The sequence below is a fragment of the Vibrio sp. Isolate34 genome (genome assembly GCF_022397915.1).
Taxonomy (GTDB): Bacteria; Pseudomonadota; Gammaproteobacteria; order Enterobacterales; family Vibrionaceae; genus Vibrio.
The window spans coordinates 446,886-467,341 of sequence record NZ_JAKEUO010000001.1 but is presented as its reverse complement, the minus strand read 5'-3'; the positions used below and the strand labels follow the sequence as shown (position 1 = coordinate 467,341).

Annotated in this window: 19 protein-coding genes, 1 other RNA gene and 1 pseudogene; 14 read left to right on the top strand and 7 right to left on the bottom strand. The window is 43.8% G+C overall.

Annotated elements, in window-relative coordinates; genetic code table 11:
- Positions 1–51: 51 nt before the first annotated feature.
- Positions 52–418: a transfer-messenger RNA gene (gene ssrA, locus L1D22_RS02195) on the bottom strand.
- A gap of 66 nt (positions 419–484) precedes the next feature.
- Positions 485–970: an SsrA-binding protein SmpB gene (gene smpB, locus L1D22_RS02190; RefSeq protein WP_004735156.1), complete on the bottom strand. Its 486-nt coding sequence runs from the start codon at positions 968–970 to the stop codon at positions 485–487.
- Positions 971–1,089: 119 nt separating this feature from the next.
- Between smpB and L1D22_RS02185 the strand changes: the two genes are divergently transcribed.
- Positions 1,090–1,518 carry an SRPBCC family protein gene (locus L1D22_RS02185; protein ID WP_239828552.1) on the top strand — a complete coding sequence of 143 codons (429 nt, stop codon included), beginning with the start codon at positions 1,090–1,092 and terminating at the stop codon, positions 1,516–1,518.
- 3 nt (positions 1,519–1,521) lie between these two features.
- Positions 1,522–1,833, top strand: coding sequence for an RnfH family protein (locus L1D22_RS02180; protein WP_004735158.1), 312 nt, complete (start codon positions 1,522–1,524; stop codon positions 1,831–1,833).
- Between the two features lie 191 nt (positions 1,834–2,024).
- Here L1D22_RS02180 and bamE read toward each other — a convergent pair whose 3' ends face one another.
- From bamE to nadK, 3 genes are all read right to left on the bottom strand, one after another.
- Positions 2,025–2,384 (bottom strand): outer membrane protein assembly factor BamE, encoded by a 360-nt coding sequence (bamE, locus tag L1D22_RS02175; RefSeq protein ID WP_009848326.1) that lies wholly within the window; start codon positions 2,382–2,384, stop codon positions 2,025–2,027.
- A 167-nt stretch (positions 2,385–2,551) separates the two neighbouring features.
- Complete coding sequence (gene recN / locus L1D22_RS02170; RefSeq protein WP_239828551.1) at positions 2,552–4,216, bottom strand: DNA repair protein RecN; 1,665 nt, start codon at positions 4,214–4,216, stop codon at positions 2,552–2,554.
- A 292-nt stretch (positions 4,217–4,508) separates the two neighbouring features.
- Positions 4,509–5,393, bottom strand: coding sequence for an NAD(+) kinase (gene nadK, locus L1D22_RS02165; RefSeq protein ID WP_017066747.1), 885 nt, complete (start codon positions 5,391–5,393; stop codon positions 4,509–4,511).
- Positions 5,394–5,536: 143 nt separating this feature from the next.
- On the opposite strand from nadK, the gene grpE reads away from it, so the two are divergent.
- The 5 genes from grpE (at position 5,537) to dnaJ (ending at position 12,825) form a co-directional block, all read left to right on the top strand.
- Positions 5,537–6,118 carry a nucleotide exchange factor GrpE gene (gene grpE / locus L1D22_RS02160; RefSeq protein WP_239828550.1) on the top strand — a complete coding sequence of 194 codons (582 nt, stop codon included), beginning with the start codon at positions 5,537–5,539 and terminating at the stop codon, positions 6,116–6,118.
- Positions 6,119–6,499: 381 nt separating this feature from the next.
- The gene (locus tag L1D22_RS02155; RefSeq protein WP_017629404.1) at positions 6,500–7,774 is read left to right on the top strand and encodes a dicarboxylate/amino acid:cation symporter; all 1,275 of its coding nucleotides are present in this window, start codon (positions 6,500–6,502) and stop codon (positions 7,772–7,774) included.
- Between the two features lie 258 nt (positions 7,775–8,032).
- Positions 8,033–9,070, top strand: coding sequence for a polysaccharide lyase family 7 protein (locus L1D22_RS02150; RefSeq protein WP_239828549.1), 1,038 nt, complete (start codon positions 8,033–8,035; stop codon positions 9,068–9,070).
- Between the two features lie 386 nt (positions 9,071–9,456).
- The gene (gene dnaK / locus L1D22_RS02145) at positions 9,457–11,370 is read left to right on the top strand and encodes a molecular chaperone DnaK (RefSeq protein WP_239828548.1); all 1,914 of its coding nucleotides are present in this window, start codon (positions 9,457–9,459) and stop codon (positions 11,368–11,370) included.
- A 306-nt stretch (positions 11,371–11,676) separates the two neighbouring features.
- Positions 11,677–12,825: a molecular chaperone DnaJ gene (gene dnaJ / locus L1D22_RS02140; protein ID WP_210473757.1), complete on the top strand. Its 1,149-nt coding sequence runs from the start codon at positions 11,677–11,679 to the stop codon at positions 12,823–12,825.
- 201 nt (positions 12,826–13,026) lie between these two features.
- Here the strand turns inward: dnaJ and L1D22_RS02135 are convergent, their stop codons facing one another.
- Positions 13,027–13,458 (bottom strand): type IV pilin protein, encoded by a 432-nt coding sequence (locus L1D22_RS02135; protein WP_132762724.1) that lies wholly within the window; start codon positions 13,456–13,458, stop codon positions 13,027–13,029.
- A gap of 102 nt (positions 13,459–13,560) precedes the next feature.
- Here L1D22_RS02135 and L1D22_RS02130 point away from each other — a divergent pair, with 102 nt between their 5' ends.
- The 7 genes and pseudogenes from L1D22_RS02130 (at position 13,561) to tadA (ending at position 20,040) form a co-directional block, all read left to right on the top strand.
- Positions 13,561–14,067 (top strand): GspH/FimT family pseudopilin, encoded by a 507-nt coding sequence (locus L1D22_RS02130; protein WP_239828547.1) that lies wholly within the window; start codon positions 13,561–13,563, stop codon positions 14,065–14,067.
- Positions 14,048–14,680, top strand: coding sequence for a pilus assembly protein PilW (locus L1D22_RS02125; RefSeq protein WP_239828546.1), 633 nt, complete (start codon positions 14,048–14,050; stop codon positions 14,678–14,680). Before L1D22_RS02130 ends, L1D22_RS02125 begins: the two co-directional genes overlap by 20 nt.
- Complete coding sequence (locus tag L1D22_RS02120; RefSeq protein WP_239828545.1) at positions 14,677–15,981, top strand: hypothetical protein; 1,305 nt, start codon at positions 14,677–14,679, stop codon at positions 15,979–15,981. Before L1D22_RS02125 ends, L1D22_RS02120 begins: the two co-directional genes overlap by 4 nt.
- Positions 15,971–16,420, top strand: a complete 450-nt coding sequence (locus L1D22_RS02115; protein WP_239828544.1) for a prepilin-type N-terminal cleavage/methylation domain-containing protein — start codon at positions 15,971–15,973, stop codon at positions 16,418–16,420. The genes L1D22_RS02120 and L1D22_RS02115 overlap by 11 nt, the downstream gene beginning before the upstream one ends.
- Positions 16,421–16,718: 298 nt before the next feature.
- Positions 16,719–18,281 carry an AbgT family transporter gene (locus tag L1D22_RS02110; RefSeq protein WP_239828543.1) on the top strand — a complete coding sequence of 521 codons (1,563 nt, stop codon included), beginning with the start codon at positions 16,719–16,721 and terminating at the stop codon, positions 18,279–18,281.
- A 201-nt stretch (positions 18,282–18,482) separates the two neighbouring features.
- Positions 18,483–19,350, top strand: a pseudogene (locus tag L1D22_RS02105) (CNNM domain-containing protein).
- A gap of 123 nt (positions 19,351–19,473) precedes the next feature.
- Entirely contained in the window at positions 19,474–20,040 is a 567-nt protein-coding gene (gene tadA / locus L1D22_RS02100; RefSeq protein WP_239828542.1) for a tRNA adenosine(34) deaminase TadA, read from the top strand.
- Between the two features lie 62 nt (positions 20,041–20,102).
- On the opposite strand, the gene L1D22_RS22280 is transcribed toward tadA, so the two are convergent.
- Positions 20,103–20,234: a hypothetical protein gene (locus L1D22_RS22280; RefSeq protein WP_017059878.1), complete on the bottom strand. Its 132-nt coding sequence runs from the start codon at positions 20,232–20,234 to the stop codon at positions 20,103–20,105.
- Between the last annotated feature and the right edge of the window lie 222 nt (positions 20,235–20,456).

Here is a 20,456-nt window from a genome sequence, read left to right as displayed (position 1 = left end):
TAGAAACAAAAAGGGCGATAACTCAGTGAGTTACCGCCCTTTCCAAACGTTTGGTGGAGCTGGCGGGAGTTGAACCCGCGTCCAAAAATCATTCATCATTGGTACTACATGCTTAGTCGATCTTTAATTTCACCAGCAACCTGCGAACCGACACGCTAGTTAAAGGCTAACCTGAATTATAATTCGCGCTTTTCCTCTCAGGTGGGAGAAGCCACGCTAGCTAGTTTGGGTTTGATCTCTTATTGGTCCCCGTCTTACGAGCGGAAGCTAGGGTAAGAGAGCTCTGAGCAGGTTATTAAGCTGCTAGTGCGTAGTTTTCGTCGTTTGCGACTATTTTTTTGCGGCTTTTTACGTGGCCAACCGCCCCACGGCATGCACCTCAGACTTCAAAATTCCTGTCGAATCCTAAATCAGCCCCAAGTGTTATTTGCATAGTACCAGAAAAGCTTAACCTGTCTAGCACTGTGCGTTTAAGTGCTTAAAATTAACGCAAATTACTCTTCATAATTCGTGCTTTATCTCTCGCCCAATCTTTTTCTTTCATATCAGTACGTTTATCGTGCAGTTTTTTACCCTTCGCTACGCCAACTTTAATCTTCGCCCAAGAGCGAGACCAGTAAAGTGCGGTTGCGACAAGTGTCATGCCTTCACGGTTAATACGACCGATAAGGTTGTCGAGTTCTTTTCTCGACATAAGGAGTTTACGGATACGTGTTGGGTTCGCCACGATATGAGTACTCGCTTGAGTAAGCGGAGTGATCGTCATACCACTGATGAATGCTTCGCCATCTCGGATGTAAACGTAGCTTTCTGCGATATTGGTTTTGCCTTCACGTAGGGATTTTACTTCCCAGCCTTGTAGCTCAAGCCCCGCTTCTATCTCATCGTCGATGAAATATTCGTGGCGAGCTTTCTTATTAAGCGCAATGGTATTACTACCGGCTTTTGATTTTGATTTATTCTTTGCCATAATGGCCTCATTATACGGAATGCGCCCTAGATGGGGAATCCTTTTTATTTGCGCTCTGGCCCAATACAATTAAAATTGCAGTTTGTGTTAATGTAACGCTGTCTTTAACAGGAGTCTATATGCCAAAGGTTACTCGTTCAGCATTAGTATCTTTTAGTGCCGACCAGATGTTCAGCTTGGTCAATGATGTTGCTCGTTATCCTGAGTTTTTGCCAGGATGTTCTGGTTCACGTGTGATCGAATCTTCAGATTCAATTATGGTGGCTTCGGTTGATGTCTCTAAAGCCGGTATAAGCAAAACATTTACAACGTCGAATCGCTTAGCGGATGGTGCTGAGATCTTGATGGAGCTGGTGGACGGCCCATTCAAGAAACTGAAGGGTGGTTGGTACTTTACTCCTCTTGACGACCAAGCGTGTAAGGTTGAGCTTAAGTTGGAGTTTGAATTTTCTAGCCGTATGATTGAAATGGCTTTTGGTAAGATTTTCAATGAGCTGACGAGCAATATGGTCAGTGCTTTTACTCAACGAGCGAAACAGGTTTACTAAGCCATGACTATTGAATCAGATATGATCCACGTAGAAGTTGTGTTTGCGCTTCCACACGAGCAGCGTGTGTTTACCTTAGTTGTGAACAAGAACGCGACCGTTGAAGAGATCATCGCGCAGTCTGGTGTTTTGGAACTGTACCCAGAGATCGACTTGGCTAAGAACAAGGTTGGTGTATTCAGCCGTAACGTGAAGTTAGATGCAACGGTTCGTGATAAAGACCGTATCGAAATCTATCGTGCTCTGTTAGCTGATCCAAAAGAGATTCGCCGCAAGCGTGCAGAACAAGCAAAAGCGGCCGCAGCTAAATCGTAATGCTAGACAAATTTGAATGATAAAGAAGCTCGCATTGGCGAGCTTTTTTTTGCATCTGTTGGTTAGACAATACAGTCTACAGTCTAATTTGTTAGCAGATATTAAAAAAACCTGCTCATGTGAGCAGGCTTTTGTGATCTATTTTTGTCTACTAGTAGCTTTGTTAGCTGAGAGCTTTGTTGACTGGAAAGCTAGCGAAGGCTTTCGAAGAACTCATCACTGGCTTCAAAATCACCATTGATCGTTACTAGAGTGCCTGTAGCATCAAAGTTCACGACAAGGTTTTTCTGAATAGGGTCGTTGTGACCTTTTTGATGGTGGTAAATGTAGTACCACGTATCTGGGTAGCCATTTTCGATAAGCATAGGTGAGCCCATAACGTAACGAACTTGTGTTTTTGTCATGCCAAACTTGAGCTGGTCGACAGCTTCTTGTTCAACATAGTTACCCTGATTGATGTCAATTCGATAAACCAACTTCTCTAGTAGAGAGCAACCGGTCAACATTGTTAGTGCAAGTGGAACTGCAACTAACCACTTTTTAATTCGCATAGTTTGAGATCTTTCTTCGCTAAAATACTGCCTGATAATAAACAAGCTCCAGCAAGAAGTAAAAAGCTCCTTGCGCTTTGAGCTTGTTATGACTGGCAATTTTGAATTTAGTTGCAAAATTGCCAAGAATTTTCGGTAAATTATCAGAGATTTGCTGAATATTTGACCTAAGCTGCGATTAATAACTCTTTTGCGTTGGCAAGGGTCGATTCTGTAATTTGGCTGCCACCAAGCAGGCGAGCAAGCTCAGAAATACGTTGTTGCTCATCAAGCGTGTGCATTTGCGTCTCTGTTTTACCTGACTTGGTATTCTTGGCAACGAACAGTTGTTGGTGACCACAACCTGCTACTTGAGGTAAGTGAGTCACACACATCACCTGAGTTGATTCACCTAATGTACGTAGCATTTTTCCGACAACCGCAGCAGTTGGTCCACTGATACCCACATCGACTTCATCGAAAATCAGACTTGGTGTGTCGACTTTCTGTGCCGTGATTACCTGAATCGCGAGTGAGATACGCGATAGCTCACCACCAGAGGCTACTTTAGCAATTGGCTGCATCGGTTGGCCTGGGTTGGTGGACACAATGAAGGTCACGTTATCCATACCCAGTGGCGATGGGTGTGTATTGGTGTTGTTCACTTCAATAGCAAACTGCGCCTTTTCCATGCTGAGTTCGTGCATGCTTTGCGTGATCAGTTTGTTCAGCTCTTTTGCGTAACGAGTACGTGATTTATGCAGCTTTTCGGATTTCGCCACGAACGACTGGTATTGGCTCTCAACTTCGTTAGCTAATTCATCCAGCTTTTCATCAGAGCAATCCAGCGCTTCGACTTGTTGTAGCAAGTCTTGATGGTGCTTATAAAGTTCTTCTGGCAACACGTGGTGTTTACGCGACATCGACATCACTTTTGAGAAGCGTTCTTCTACGTAAGCCATGCGAGCAGGGTCGACATCAATGCTGTCTAGGTAACTTCTTAACTCGCTATTGGTTTCTTCAATCTGAATGATGGCTTCAGAGAGTAGATTTGGTAGCTCAGCTAGTCTTTCATCTAAATCGGCAAGTTGAATTAGGGAGTGATTGGCCGATTGCAGAATACCAAGCGCATTAACTTCTTCACCTTCATAAATAAGTTCGATAGCTTGTTGGCAGGTTGAGGCCAATTCTCCGCTATTGGAGAGGCGCTTATGCTCTTGTTCGAGCTCTTCATATTCATCCTCTCCAATAGATAACTCGTTTAGCTCTTTGATTTGATATTCAAGAAGCTGTTTTTGAGCTTGGTTTTGTTGGCTGTTTTCACGCAACTCTTTTAGATGGTTATCTGCTTGTCGCCATGCTTGGTAAGCGTTACGTGTCGACTTCAATAGGTTCAAGTGGCCTGCGTATTGATCAAGCATGGCCATTTGGTAGTCGCTCTTCATTAACTGGTGATGAGCATGTTGACCATGAATGTTGATCAGCAGCTGGCCAAGTGATTTCAATTGTGAAAGAGGAACCGGGCTACCATTGATGAATGCACGAGAGCGACCTTCTTTAGAGATAGTTCTGCGTAGGATGCATTCACCGCCATCAAGCAATTCGTTGTCTTCTAACCAGCGAGTTGCATGCAGATTGTTCTCAAGTAAAAAAGCGGCACTGACTTCGGTTTTCTCTTCACCTTGTCTAACCATTCCTGCATCTGATCTTCCTCCAAGACATAAGCCTAAAGCATCGATAGCGATAGATTTACCCGCACCAGTTTCCCCGGTGATTGTTGTCATGCCTTTAGAGAGTTCTAGCTGTAAAGACTTAACAATAGCGAAATTATTAACACTTAAATGAGCCAGCATTTTTATTTACCTGTATAACTGAACAATACTGTATATAAGTTCAGTATATACTGTTTCTTTATACAGTAAAGTCGACAGTTGAAAATTTTTTGCGATAGCTCTCAGAATTGAACTTGTGTGTAGATCACTGAAAGCACTATAGATTCCCAACTCAGTCGTTCCTCCCTCTTGGGAATGACGGTATAAGCAAATTGACGAGAAGTGAGAGCCGACGGGCGTTCAGTGGGAAATAAAAAAGGCTGACGAATGTCGTCAGCCTTTAAAATTTTCGGTTATTGCTAGAGTCGTTTAGTTAAAACAACTTACTCGACCAGCCCAGTTTGTTACGTAGGACATGGTAGTAGTTGTAGTCTTTCGGGTGGATCAGCTTGAGCACATTTGGGCTTTGGTAAATGTGGATCTCGTCGCCCGGAGACACAGGTAGCGAGATTTGACCATCGCAGCTGACTTCTTGAGTGCCGCGGTTATCAGGCGATACGATCAGCTTGATGCGGCGCTTGCCATCGACTACCAGTGGGCGGCTTGAAAGCGTGTGTGGGAACATTGGCACCAATGAAATTGCATTCAAACTTGATGACAAAATAGGACCGCCACCAGAAAGCGAGTAGGCGGTAGAGCCTGTTGGCGTGGACACGATCAAACCATCAGAACGCTGAGAGAAAGCAAAGCTGTCATCGATGTACACTTCAAACTCGATCATGTGGGCAACTTGACCGGGGTGAAGTACTGCTTCGTTGAGTGCGGCGTTGTGGCTTTTTATTTGGCCGTGGCGATGAATTTCAGTTTCAAGTAAGAAGCGCTCTTCTTCCATGAACTCGCCTTTAAGCACATCCGTCAGCGCGCTCTGGAAGTTTTCAGGGTTAAGATCGGTTAGGAAACCAAGGTTGCCTCGGTTAACACCGATCACTGAAATATCGAAGCGTGACAAAATTCGAGCAGCACCTAGCATATTTCCGTCACCACCGACCACAATCGCGAGATCGGCGCGTTTACCTAATTCAATCAGGCTAGAAAAATGTTCTTTTGGGATATCGTCTAAAATTGTGGCGAGTCTGTCATCAACAAACACTTGATAACCCTCAGCACTTAACCACTGATAGAGCTCTCTATGAGTCTGAATTGCTTGCTGATCTCGAGGTTTACCGATAATGGCGATGACTTCAAATGGCTTTTTCATAACGTTTCCAAACGAATTAGGCTTGAATCAAAATTCTTCATCCCCATAATAAAGGCAAGTTGAACGTCTATGCGAGTGTTTTATATCAATTTGGGGTGCAAACACGCCTGTCACTTGCATTGAAAACGAATTCTGGAGATATCATGAGCAACGAAGAAAACAAAGTAACCGAAGAAGAGCTAGATCAGATCATTGCTGAAGCAGAAAAAGTGGAAGCTGCTGAGCTGAACGAAGACGCTGCTGATGAGCAGGAAGCAAAAATCGCTCAACTAGAAGCTGCACTGCTATCTAGCGAATCTAAAGTGAAAGAGCAGCAAGATTCTGTTCTTCGCGCGAAAGCTGAAGTTGAAAACATGCGTCGCCGCAGCGAGCAAGAAATTGATAAAGCGCGTAAATTCGCTTTGAACAAGTTTGCTGAAGGTCTACTTCCTGTAATCGACAACCTAGAGCGTGCAATGCAAGCTGCAGATGCTGAAAACGAAGTGGTTAAGCCTTTGTTTGAAGGTGTTGAGCTAACGCACAAAACGTTTGTAGACACAGTGGCTAAGTTTGGTCTTAAAGAGATCAACCCTGAAGGTGAAGTGTTCAACCCTGAATTCCACCAAGCAATGTCTATCCAAGAAAGCCCAGATCACGAATCAAACACGGTTATGTTCGTAATGCAAAAAGGCTACGAACTAAACGGTCGTGTAGTTCGTCCTGCAATGGTTATGGTTGCTAAGTAATTAAGTCGCCAAGTGATTGACTGGCGCACTTACTGAATAAGTAGGGGCTGCAACATTATTCACTGGTTACCGTAAAATGAAAAGAGAGGCATATGTCTCTCTTTTTTTGTGCCCGTCACTTGAGAATCCACGTAAATAGTCATCAAAACCGCATTAAGAATGTCGTTCTTTTTATTTTATCCATATCAACGGTTTAGAGTTTTATATTATGAAACTGGTTGTTAATTAAGAAATGTTTTGATGTCACATTTGTAATGTTTTTGTAAATAAATACTTTTAATTGTTATCTTTGTATGTAAAATCCACTGCCATATAGCGATTTTAGTCGCATATATAACTATAAAAGTACAAATTTTAAACACAACAGACTGGAGAAGAACGATGGATAAATCGCTCTCAAGTAAGATTTTTGTAGGCTTGTTTGCCGGCCTACTTATTGGTACTGCTATTCAGTACCTATTCAGCGGAATCGCTATTTTTGACACTTACCTACTTGGTGCTGCGGAAGGCGCTGGTGGTATGTTCGTATCACTTATCAAGTTGCTGGTAGTGCCTCTTGTATATGTATCTATTGTTTGCGGTATCGTTGAACTAAAAGATATCCGTTCATTTGGTCGCCTTGGTGGTAAAACCTTTGGTCTTTACATTATTAACACCATCATTGCGATTTCAGCTGCTCTAACGATTGGTCTTATTTTCCAACCAGGTGCAGGTGCGAATCTAGCGGGTACGGTTTCTGAGACTATTGCGCTTACAACAACTGAAACACCAGACATCTTCTCTCTTGTTGTTAACATCGTTCCTAGCAACCCTGTAGAAGCGTTCGCAAGCGGCGATATGCTACAAATCATCTTCATGGCAATTTTGACAGGTCTTGCTATTCAAGCGCTTGATTCTCGTGGTGGTCCAGCTATCAAGACATTCAAGATGGCTAACGAAATCATGATGAAGCTTATCGGTCTAGTAATGAGCTTGGCGCCTTACGGTGTATTTGCTCTGATGATTCAGCTGGGCGCAACACTGGATGCAGACACGCTAATGTCAGTTGCTGGCTATGTGGCGCTTGTGGTTGCAATGCTTGTGTTCTGGATTTTCTTCTTCTACCCGATGATGGTTGGTTCATTCACTGGCATTTCTCCAAAGCAGTTCCTACGTGCAACTCGTGAGCAAGTTCTATTCTCACTATCTACAGCAAGTTCGAATGCAACAATCCCAGTAACAATGCGTACTCTAACTGACAAACTAAACGTATCTAAGTCAGTAGCAGGTTTTGGTGTACCACTAGGTGCAACAATGAACATGTCTGGTGTATCTATCTACATCGCATTAGCGACAATGTTCGTTGCGAACGCATTCGGTCAACCAATCAATACAGCTGATATCTTCACTCTAGGTCTAACTATCCTGCTACTGTCTATCGGTGCTGGTGGTGTTCCAGGTGGCGGTGTTGTAATGGTCGGTGTTCTATTACACCAATTAGGTTTGCCACCAGAAGGTCTAGCGATTGTTGCTGCTGTTGACCGTATCTGTGACATGTTCTGTACTTCATCTAACGTAGTGGGTGACACAGCGGTTAATACTATCGTTGCTAAATCTGAAGGCGAAATCGGCGTTGAAACAAACGAAGAAGCTGAACTACAGAAAGCAGAAGCTTAATTCCTAATTAAGACTTGATAACTTAAAGCCCCGCTCAATGAGAGCGGGGCTTTTTTTGTTGTTTCTAATGGGTGCTCGGGGTTGCTTGTGTCGTTGGTTAAAGAGGACCTCTGGTTAGTGCTAAGTCTCATTCTTTATTTTTATAGACACCTTATCGGTCATCAGTTTTCAATATTTAACGTAGATCACATATAATAATACAATATTATTTTATTGTTCTGGCAACCTACATTCTGACGACATAAAGGAAACCAAATAATGAAGTTGTCCTATTTTAGCCTACTGACTGCTGGCCTTTTAGCGGCGCCTGCTCTTGCTTCTAATCACGATGTTGGTCAACAGTTTGACCTTGATCCGGCAAAAGCACCGGCACAGAACTTCGATTTATCGAAATGGAAAATTAACTTACCAGAGCTGACAACTGAGGGAGACCGTAAAGGTAAAACTCTAGAGATTGGTAAGAAGGAACTGTCGAATGTAGAAACGCCTTATGTTCACCCGAAATGGTTCTACACCGATGCAGAATCTGGCGCGATGGTGTTTGTGGCTCCAAATACCGCACCAACTACACCAAACAGTAAGAATACACGTAGTGAGCTTAGAGCAATGCTGGCAGACAGCTACTCGGCTCCAAATAATAACTTCACGATTTCAAGCCATGACAATGCGCAAGAGTTTGGTTCTATCGGCGGTCAAAWGACGGCAACGCTTTCTGTCGACCAAGTCAGTACTAGCGGTAACTATAACAAGACAGGTGCATTTTCTGTGGTTATCGGGCAAATCCATGGTTCGGATAACGAGCCTCTGAAAATTGTTTACCGCAAGTTGCCAGAGCATGAGCACGGTTCATTAACGTGGAACTATGAATTAAACCCATCTCCAGAGCTGCAAGATGCGAAGGACAAAAACGGTAAGAAACTTCGTAAAGACATTCGTCATGATGTGTTTGGTCAATACAATTTGAAGAAGGGCAGTTCTGACCCAGTTGATGGTATTAAGCTAGGTGAAGTGTTCTCATACGATGTGAATATCAAAGATAACATCATGCACTTAACCTTTACTAAGAATCCAAATTCATCTGACCCAGTCGTGAAGACGTATGATGTTGATTTGGCAAAGGGTAAATATCAGGGGCACGACATCGACCTTGGCTACGGTCAAGATTGGATGTACTTCAAAGCGGGTGCTTACAACCAGTGCAACACGAAAAAGTCGAGCTCTGCTTGTGAATGGCGAGGTATGGAAGCGGGTGACTACACTCAAGCAAGCTTCTACCAATTAGTGCTCAATCAATAATTATTCGAGTGATATCGATGTTGGCTGATACCTATGTCGATTAACATCTATTTTAAAAAGACCTTCCAAGTGAAGGTCTTTTTTTATGTGAAAGAGAATAAGGCGGGTATTTCCTTTGCATAGCAAATACGTGAATATCTCTACTTTCGAGCTATAAGGGGGAAGGGAGAGGCCACTTTTTATATTTATGTAAAAAGATGCGCGAAAAAATAGATTTTTTTCACTTATTCCCTTGAAAACCAGTTTGCAGCCCTTATCTATGGTGCATACGAAAGCAAATTACATTTGCACTTTAATTTTGTGTATTAGGGTTGATTCCCTGATTACCACCCCCACATATGTGGGTATAGCAAAAACTTAATAGAAAATATTTCGGAGATGGCCTGATGGGTAAAATCATTGGTATTGATTTAGGTACTACTAACTCTTGTGTTGCTGTTCTTGACGGCGACAAACCACGCGTAATTGAAAATGCTGAAGGCGAACGCACAACTGCATCAGTAATCGCATACACAGAAGGCGAAACGCTAGTTGGTCAACCTGCGAAACGTCAAGCTGTTACTAACCCTCAAAACACACTATTCGCTATCAAGCGTCTAATCGGTCGTCGTTTTGAAGATGAAGAAGTTCAACGCGATATCGAAATCATGCCTTTCAACATCATTAAGGCTGACAACGGTGATGCATGGGTTGAAGCGCAAGGCCAAAAAATGGCTGCTCCTCAAGTATCTGCTGAAGTTCTTAAAAAGATGAAGAAAACAGCTGAAGACTTCCTAGGCGAAGAAGTAACTGGCGCAGTAGTAACTGTTCCTGCTTACTTTAACGATGCTCAACGTCAAGCAACTAAAGATGCTGGCCGTATCGCTGGTCTAGATGTTAAACGTATCATCAACGAACCAACTGCTGCTGCTCTAGCTTACGGTCTAGACAAGCAAGGTGGTGATCGCACTATCGCTGTATACGACCTTGGTGGTGGTACATTCGATATCTCTATCATCGAAATCGATGAAGTAGAAGGCGAGAAAACTTTCGAAGTTCTTTCAACTAACGGTGACACTCACCTTGGTGGTGAAGATTTCGATAACCGCATGATCAACTACCTAGTAGATGAGTTCAAGAAAGAGCAAGGTATCGACCTTAAAACTGATCCACTAGCAATGCAGCGTGTGAAAGAAGCAGCAGAAAAAGCGAAAATCGAGCTTTCTTCTACTACTCAAACTGACGTAAACCTACCTTACGTTACGGCTGATGCGACGGGTCCTAAGCACATGAACATCAAAGTGACTCGTGCGAAGCTTGAGTCTCTAGTTGAAGACCTAGTTCAACGTTCTCTTGAGCCACTAAAAGTAGCTCTAGCAGATGCTGACCTATCTGTAGGTGAAATCACTGACGTTATCCTAGTTGGTGGTCAGACTCGTATGCCTATGGTTCAAGCTAAAGTAACTGAATTCTTCGGTAAAGAGCCACGTAAAGACGTGAACCCTGACGAAGCTGTTGCAATGGGTGCTGCTGTTCAAGGTGGTGTACTAGCTGGTGACGTTAAAGACGTTCTACTACTAGATGTTACTCCTCTATCTTTCGGTATCGAAACGATGGGCGGCGTGATGACTAAGCTTATCGAGAAAAACACAACTATCCCTACTAAAGCGGATCAAGTGTTCTCTACAGCTGAAGACAACCAAAACGCAGTAACTATCCACGTTCTTCAAGGTGAGCGTAAGCAAGCGACTTACAACAAGTCTCTTGGTCAGTTCAACCTAGAAGGTATCCAACCAGCACCACGTGGCATGCCACAAATCGAAGTAACATTCGACCTAGATGCTGATGGTATCCTGAACGTATCTGCGAAAGATAAAGCGACGGGTAAAGAGCAGAAGATCACTATCCAAGCATCAGGCGGCCTGTCTGAGGAAGAGATCGAAGCAATGGTACAAGAAGCAGAAGCTAACAAAGAAGCGGACAAAAAGTTCGAAGAGCTAGTAACTGCACGTAACCAAGCTGACCAAATGATTCACGGTACTCGTAAGCAAGTAGAAGAAGCTGGTGAAGCTCTACCTGCAGAAGAGAAAGAGAAGATCGAAGCGGCTATCACGGCACTAGAAGAAGTTAAGTCTGGTAACGACAAAGAAGCTATCGACGCTAAAGTTCAAGAACTTATGCAAGCAGCTCAGAAGCTAATGGAAATTGCTCAACAACAAGCTCAAGCACAGCAAGCTGGCGCTGAAGCGGGTGAGCAACCTAAGCAAGACGACGACGTTGTTGACGCTGAGTTTGAAGAAGTTAAAGACGACAAAAAATAATTTTTCGTCGCTATAACACGTGATTTCTGCGTCGAAGGTACTCACTTACACTTGCCTTTTGGTTGGTTAAGAAAGTCCGTGCCTTCTCCTTGAACTAACGTGTTTTAGCTTAGAAAAAGTCGTTTTTCGATTTCTAAATATACGGGCGTCAGAGGTAACTCTCACGCCCGTAAATTTGTATTTAGACTTGTCGATCTAGATAATAGCTTTATTCGGTGTTTCAGCCGTCAGAACTTTTATCTAGATTGATACACAGACTACTGAAGTGATCATTCGGTAGTAGCAATTATTTTGGTGACCTAGAACATGTCAAAACGTGATTTTTACGAAGTATTAGGCGTAAGCCGCGATGCATCAGAGCGCGATATTAAAAAAGCGTACAAACGCTTAGCGATGAAATTCCACCCGGACCGTAACCAAGGTGACGCTGACGCTCCCGAAAAGTTTAAAGAAGTAAAAGTAGCGTACGAGATCCTAACCGATCCTCAAAAGAAAGCAGCTTATGACCAATACGGCCACGCAGCTTTTGAACAAGGCGGCATGGGTGGTGGCGGCGGCTTCGGCGGCGGTGGCCAAGGTGACTTTGGCGATATCTTCGGTGACGTATTTGGCGACATCTTCGGCGGCGGTCGTCGTGGTGGCGGTCAAGCGCGTGCACAACGTGGTTCTGATTTACGTTACAACATGGAGCTTTCTCTAGAAGAAGCGGTTCGTGGTGTTTCTAAAGAAATAGAAGTTCCAACACTTGTTGAGTGTGATACCTGTGACGGTAGCGGCGCGAAAGCGGGTTCTTCTGCACAGACATGTGGCACTTGTCATGGACATGGCCAAGTACAAATGCGTCAAGGTTTCTTCGCGGTTCAACAGACTTGTCCTACTTGTAATGGTAAAGGCAAGATCATCAAAGACCCATGTAACTCTTGTCACGGCCAAGGCCGTAAACAGAAGACAAAAACGCTTAACGTTAAGATCCCTGCTGGTGTTGATACTGGCGATCGTATTCGTTTATCTGGCGAAGGTGAAGCGGGAGAGCAAGGCGCTCCAGCTGGCGACCTTTACGTACAAGTACACGTAAAAGAGCACAACATCTTTGAGCGTGACGGCAACAACCTATACTGCGAAGTTCCAGTAAGCTTCTCTATGGCTGCTCTAGGCGGTGAAGTTGAAGTTCCTACACTGGATGGTCGTGTAAACCTTAAAGTGCCAGAAGAAACACAAACGGGCCGTATGTTCCGTATGCGTGGCAAAGGCGTGAAAGGTGTTCGTGGTGGCGGTGTGGGTGACCTAATCGTTAAGTTAGTGGTAGAAACACCAGTTAAGCTAAGCTCTCGTCAGAAAGAACTACTGCGTGAATTTGAAGAGACATGTGGTGGCGAAGCGGCAAGCAAGCATAAGCCAAAGTCTGAAGGTTTCTTCAGCGGCGTTAAAAATTTCTTTGATGACCTAACTAAGTAATCCCTTACTTAGCAACTTAGGTTGTTGATACCTTAAGTTATTGATGCTTTAAATTATTGATACTTAAAGTTTTTGATAACAGTAGAAAAGCCTGCACGTGTAGCAGGCTTTTTTGTGTCTGTAGGTTAGAGGAAATAAGCTCAGAGAAGAAAGAGTCGAGACTCCTCAGATAAATTCTAGAGCACTTTATTGGTTGCCTTGTTACTTCCAACACGCTTCTGGTTTTGAGATACCTGAGTGGTGCAACTCCAAAATATCGGTCGTCGAATCTAAGCAATCATCTTTTGTTTGTGTTGAAAGTGGTTCAGCCTGAATTGAATAGGCGGTGGCGCTGGCCGAAACTGCTAACGTGTAGCGACTGGTATCCGTATCGCAAAACAAACATGTCCCTCCAGAAATAACACTCTCCGCTGCCGACGCGTAGTTTCCCGTGTACAGCGTTTCTATCTCCAATTGTATCTTTGTCATGTCAGCCATCGCCGTGACCCGATGCGCCTTGATTACATGGTTTGTATAACTTGGATAGGCAATAGCGCTGAGTATCCCCACGATGGCGACAGCGATCAATAATTCGATCAATGTCATCCCTTTAATGCTTAAGTTGTTGTTGTTGCATATATTTCTTCGAATCATCGCGAGTAGTTTCCTTTCATAACTCTGTCTATTTTTCTCTGGTGGTAGCATCGGCGCAAGATTAAATACGGTTACGCATCAGATTACATAGGAATTTGGGAAATGACTCGCGGGTTTACTTTATTAGAGCTGTTAATAACGGTATCGGTTTTGTCGATACTGATAGCGACGGCTGCCCCGAGTTTTAGTTCGGTGACTCAAACCGTCAAGATGCAGCGACTCGCTGGTGAGTTGAATGGTTTTTTAATTCAAGCTAAGTCTGAATCGGTGAAAAGGAATCAAGATCTTTGGGTTCATTTCTCCATGGATAAAAATGAAGAGCAATCTACAGGGGAGTGGAGTTTGTTACTGAAACCGACCGAAGATCTCTCTGGCGAAACGCTGGTGATGCTATCGGGTCAACCGTTTCGAGATGTCTCGTTTTCTCATAACTATACAGGCGCAAGAATTAGCTTTGAGAGTGTGAGAGGACGGCCAGCCAGAGGGACGATTTATATTTCTCCAAACACAGCGTCCACAGACCGGCTGTTGGTTAAATTATCCAGCCCCCCAGGGCGAATTAAGGTGTGCGGTGAGTCGAGTGCGCAGTATGGCTATGATGCGTGTTAAACGGATTGTGGTAGCGCCTAGTAAACAACAAGGCACATCATTAATTGAGTTAATGGTGGCGTCTGTAATTGGCGTATTCGCGATTTCGATTATCGGCAGTGTGTTTATTACGGGGCAGAGAATTGCCAAAGACAAAGGCATTGAATTATTGCTGTTACAAAACCTAACAAGCACTATGCAGGTGATGAAAGAGGATATCCAACGAGCGGGTTACGATGGCTCAAACGGTTACTCAATCAAGTTATCTGGCGCGAGTAACACCATTCAAGTAAGTGGCGGTGTTGCGGTGGGTTTTGTTTATTTCCGAGAAGGGTCGGATAGCGATAAAGATCATCGACATATCGTTTACCGTAAGAATGGGACTCGGCTACAAATATGTGAAAAAGGCATGCTTGTTTCAGATGATCTTCTTTCATTCAATGAAGTCACATCGTGTTATTCATTGTTCGATGACAGCCTTATCGAAGTGGACGAATTCAACATTAATTATCAGGCATTAGAGCAAAATTCTATCAAGACCACGCTCACTGATATCAGCATTACAGCGTCAATTCCAACCGCAGGTGTTTCCAAATCGCTTTCGGTCTCCGTTAAGCAAAGGAACTGGCAATGATGATATATAGAAACCAGCGTGGTGTGGTGACCTTGTTGATTACGTCGGTGCTTTTAATTGGTGCTTTAGTGGTGACATTAGGTTCATACCGCAGTGTTTTTCATCAGATCAAAGTGGCTCAAAACGAGGTCGAAGGTCGCAAAGCCCACTGGCGATCGGAAGGTGGCTTAGAGTGTGGATTCACTTACATCGCCGAAAATGACCTGACTGCTATTCCCAATGATTTAATGGATCATTGTCAGCAATCGAAAGTCGTTACGTTGGAATCAGAAGCCCTCACACCGAATATATTGGTGTCGAGTTCAGAGTCTTTATCGCTGAACAAAGAGATTAGCTTTGAAGATGCTTCGGGGCTAGGAGTAATGCAAACCAATTCGAGCTTAGAATTTATTTCAGATCACAACATCGATATTAATCCCGATATCGCTCTTACCGCTGTTGATGGTATTAACGAGTGTGTCTCAGTTCGATTTCTAGATAGTGTCATCTATAAGAAAAAGGGAGGGGGACGTTTAAAGACCATTACTCCAGAGTCACCACCTTTTCCTACCTTTGAGTCTTGTCAACCAACCACTGATATTAGCAGTGACGCAACGATCGATTCTGTTGGGGCATTGCCTTCAAACTCTTTTCAGTCAGACTTCAAGTTCGATCCTGATATCGATACGTTCTCTAATTACTTTGGAGTCCCTAAAACATCAGAGAATATTGACCAAATTAAGCTTGATTACCATGTTGTCGACCTGATTGATCGGACTGTATCTCCGCCCAAGCATATAGATTTAGTTAAGGGTGAGTACGAAGGAAATAAGTGTAGCAAAGCTATTAATGATGCCTTTTCAAGTGGAGAGAATAAGGTATGGGTTATCGGTGATTGCGTCGTTTATTCACCTGCGATTAATGTTGTTGAGCCTATCCCTGGCGTTGTTACACCTCGCTCACTGGTGATTCAAGACGGCATTGTTGCGAACGGTAACGCAAGCGTATTTGATGGATCTTTTTATCATCTAAATGATATGAGTATATTCGATACCCCTAACTCTCCCGATGTTGATACCGACTTGTTGAGTGACTTGTGGGCTAAAGTCCCAGATACAATTCCTATCACTGGTTTAGTACAAAGCAATTCGGTTTATATTGGATTTGCCTCTTTTTTCCCGAAAGGCGGGATGTTTTTTGATTCCACTGGAGGGCTATCGACAATTCAGGGTTCAATCAATTTAGATTATACCGGTGAATACAATCCTCATAGTGCTCCTTTGAAAGCGAAGTGGAAGCGAGGCTCATGGAATGACTTTTAAACAACAAGGTTTCAGCCTGATTGAGGTGCTTATCTCTTTTATGCTCATTGGTGTTGCTTCATTAGGGCTGGTTAAATTGCAAGTGTATGCGGAACAAAAATCAGACTTTGCACTCCACAGTGTTGAGGCGCTGCATTTTGCTGAAAGGCAGATGGAATATTATCGAACTCGCGTGTCGGATGTGAGTGGGGCGGTTGGGCTTATTCCTTTCTCGGAACTAAGTGAGGCGAAGCATTGTCTCAACATAGCAAATTCATATCCCTTATCCGGTTTATCGGGCTCTGCGTATGCGATGGCATGTGATGTAACCGATGCCAACGGGGCTTTGTCTGGTGCATTGAAAAACATTACTGTCACAATTGCATGGCAAGATCGTATGAACCGCGCACAAAGCATTTATCTAGAAACTATGCTCTCCAAATACAGTGAGTTTGATTGACCCTCAAGCAAACGTTTACTGTATGCCAAGGCTTACGCTACTCCTTTTACTGATAATTTCCACTTTCCGGACATTGTTTACGTACAGGTTAAATGACTGTATATGGAATGGTGTTTTTTGTGTTTTTATATTGTTGCTGTTGTATGGTATTTTTGCAAAATATGTCTCCATTTATGGAAAATTAGGTGGAATCTTGTGCTTTTTAATGGCGATTTAAATAGAATATGTGCTGTACCAATAGGCCGTGGTCAAAACTTATATTAGGCCTAAACAAAACAATATCACATATGGAGTTACAATGACTAACCAAGCCGTAAAAAAAGCACCATCTACTGAGAAAGTCAGTGGAATGGACCGCTTTCTAAACTTCATTGAACGCGCCGGCAACAAAATTCCAGACCCAGCAATCCTGTTCTTCTGGGCTCTAGTTATCGTATGGGTAGCATCTGCACTTTTGTCGAACCTTTCATTCGACCTAATCAACCCTCAAACGGGTGCTGCTCTAGAAGTTAATAACCTACTTACTGGTGAAGCACTTGCTAGCTTCCTAGCGAATATGGTGACCACATTCACAGGCTTCGCACCGTTAGGCATCGTACTTGTTGCTATGTTAGGTGTTGGCGTTGCTGACTCCTCAGGCTTCATTACGACTGGCCTTAAGAAGATGCTTAACTTCACGCCAGCTAGGCTACTAACGCCAATGCTAATCTTGGTTGCTATCGTGTCTCACACAGCAGCTGATGCAGGTTACGTTCTAGTAATTCCTCTTGGCGGTATCATCTTCCACGCTGCGGGTCGTCACCCTCTAGCGGGTATTGCAGCAGCGTTTGCTGGTGTATCAGGTGGTTTCTCAGCGAACTTCATTCCTTCAGGTATTGATCCGCTACTAGCAGGCTTCACTCAAACAGCGGCAAACGTTCTTGATCCTGCATACGTGGTTAACCCTCTAGCGAACATCTTCTTTACTGGCCTATCTTCAGTTCTAATCGTTGGTATCGGTTGGTACGTAACAGAGAAGGTTATCGAGCCTCGTCTTGCTAACACTCCTGTTGATGAAGATGCAGAGCAAGCTCCTGATTTAGGTACGTTCACGGCGATTGAATCTAAAGCATTCAAATTTGCTGGTTGGGCAATGGTTGCGGGGATTGGTCTGCTTATCGCAGCTTTGGTTCCTGAAAACTCAGCACTTCGTTCGCCTGAAGGTGAGCTAACAGCGTTCTCAGCACCAGTGATGAAGTCTATCGTTCCTTTGATCTTCATCCTGTTTATTATTCCGGGTATCGTCTACGGCCGTGTAGCGGGTACTTTCAAGAATAGTAATGATGTTATCAAAGCAATGTCTGAGACGATGGCAACGATGGGCGCATACATTGTAATGTCGTTCTTCTGTGCTCAGTTCCTATCTGCATTCGCTCAATCAAACATCGGTACTATGCTGGCACTTTACGGTGCTGAAGGCTTGAAAGCGATGGACCTTCCCGGTGAAGCAACGGTTGTTGGTATGATTCTACTAACAGCTGCAGTTAACCTTCTTGTTGGTTCTGCTTCTGCTAAGTGGGCACTGATTGGTCCAATCCTAGTTCCAATGCTAATGGTTGTGGGTATCTCTCCTGAGCTATCTCAAGCGGCTTACCGTGTAGGTGACTCAGTGTCTAACATCATCTCTCCACTAATGGTGTTCTTCCCACTGGTTGTTGTTTACTGTCAACGCTACGTTAAGTCGACAGGTATCGGTACTCTAGCTTCTCTAATGATGCCATTCTCGATTGCTATGCTGATCGGTTGGTCTATCTTCTTGCTAGCTTACTGGGCTCTTGGTATCCCACTAGGTATCCAAGCTCCTTACACTTACACAATGTAAGATTGAACTAAGCAAAATTAAGCTTTATTCATTGCTAAGCCCGCACCGAAATGTGCGGGCTTTTTTTCGCTATTTTTTCCTGTTTTTTCATCTCCAAAACTTTTTATATTCAAAACTTTTTATATCCCAACTAAACGCACTCAGCTTATATTCCGGATTACGGCTAATTGTTGGCCGGTAAATTTAGGAAATCCAAGCCACATGAAGATTCTGCTTTTAGTAGGGTTAATTGTTTTAAATGGTCTGTTTGCCATGTCAGAGATTGCACTGGTAGCAGCAAAGAATAGTCGGTTGAAACGCTTAGCCGAAAAACACCGTTCCGCTCAGGTTGCACTTGAGCTCAAAGAAAACCCAACCCGCTTCCTCTCAACTATTCAAATCGGTATCACAGTAATCGGCCTGCTCAGCGGTATTGTGGGTGAGGCGACGCTATCTGCGCCACTGGCCGTTTAACTTGAACTCTGGGAATTCGACCCTGCACAAGCAAATATCCTGTCTACTGCGATCGTCGTTGTTGGTATTACTTATTTCGCGATTGTTGTGGGTGAGTTGGTGCCAAAGCTTTGCTGAATCAGGCGAGCAATTTAAGTATTCAAGTTATTATGGGGCTCTCTAAATCCCCAATCTATGTTCCAGAGTCGATGAAGGCGTTGCGCTTACTGAGCTACTTTAAAGGTTCAGGTGCTGAGATGGTCTTTATTGTTGATGAATATGGCGATGTGCAAGGCTTGGTGACTCACTACGATATTCTTGAGGCGATTGCCGGAGAGCTATCGAACAACCCGAAAGACCTTTGGACAGAGCAAGTCGAAGACGGACTGTTAGTAGATGGGTTAATCCCCTCAGTGAGCTGAAGAACCGCTTAGAGCTTTCGGAACTAGAAGGTGAAAACGAGGGTTTCCAAACACTGAATGGCCTCATCACATGGTTATTGGGCCGCTTACCGGAAACAGGCGAATTCGTTGAGTGCCAGCAGTGGCAGTTTGAAATCACCTCGGTCGAGAACAACCGTATTGTGAGTGTTAAAGCGACGCAAATCGTTAATGATGTCGTTGAAGCGGCAAGCTAAATAAATAGTTAATCATCTAGATGGAGGCTATTGTTCATTATCTCTTTGTTGTTCATAGCCACCAAGATTAGGTATGCTTCACCGCATACCTTTTTTGTTCCTATTGTTTTTCTGGAGTCCCCTTTGTCAGACCATCAATTCACCCCTCAAGATGAAATCTTCATGCGACGCGCCATTGAGGTAGCCAAGCAAGCTGAGAGTGAGGGAGAGGTTCCTGTGGGTGCCGTGTTGGTAAAAGATGGTGAGATTATTTCTGAAGGGTGGAACCGTTCGATTGGTAGCCACGATGCCACGGCACATGCAGAAATCGAAACCTTGCGTAAAGGAGGGCAAGCTCTGGAAAATTACCGATTGCTCGATACCACTTTATACGTCACGCTAGAGCCGTGCCCTATGTGTGCAGGAGCCTTGTTACATAGCCGAGTAAAGCGCATTGTCTTTGGTGCACCTGACTTAAAAGCTGGAGCGGCGGGCACGGTCTTGAACTTGTTTGAAAGCCAAGCCTCGTACCACTATGCCGATGTTGAACACGGCCTATTAGAAGAAGAGTGTCGTGAGCAGTTGCAGGCGTTTTTCAAGCGCCGTAGAAAAGAGATCAAAGAGAAGCGAAAGCAAGAGCGTCTGTTGGAGCAACAGAGTCTAGAAGCTGACAAGGTAAGTAGCGACAAAAAGGTCAGTCATAAGAAATAGCAGCGAGCTTTAGGCACTCTCAATCTCAAGAGTGCCAGTGACAAATGACTTGGTTATTGAATTTACTCAGCAATCATCTGCATGAAAGCACGGTTGCGCCAAATGATCTTCTTCTTGTTATTTGAAAGCATACGCTTACGACGGTTTGCAGCAACGGTCTTATCAAGGCGCTTCGATTTCAGTTTCTTCATCATTTCAATGATTTCCTATTTGTCGTCTGACTTGGTAGTTTGGACTAACGATTTAATTATAGTGTTGTTCGTCTGTTTGGCTTGTCGCGCGCTTGGCTTACCCAGAAGAGCAGTTCTAGCGAAAACCCAGCACTGAAGTGCAACAGAGCGTAATTTTGATTATGGTGTGCCGTTATAAAGTTCGATTGTTACTGCAATATGACACATCGAGTTTTATGCCTTTTT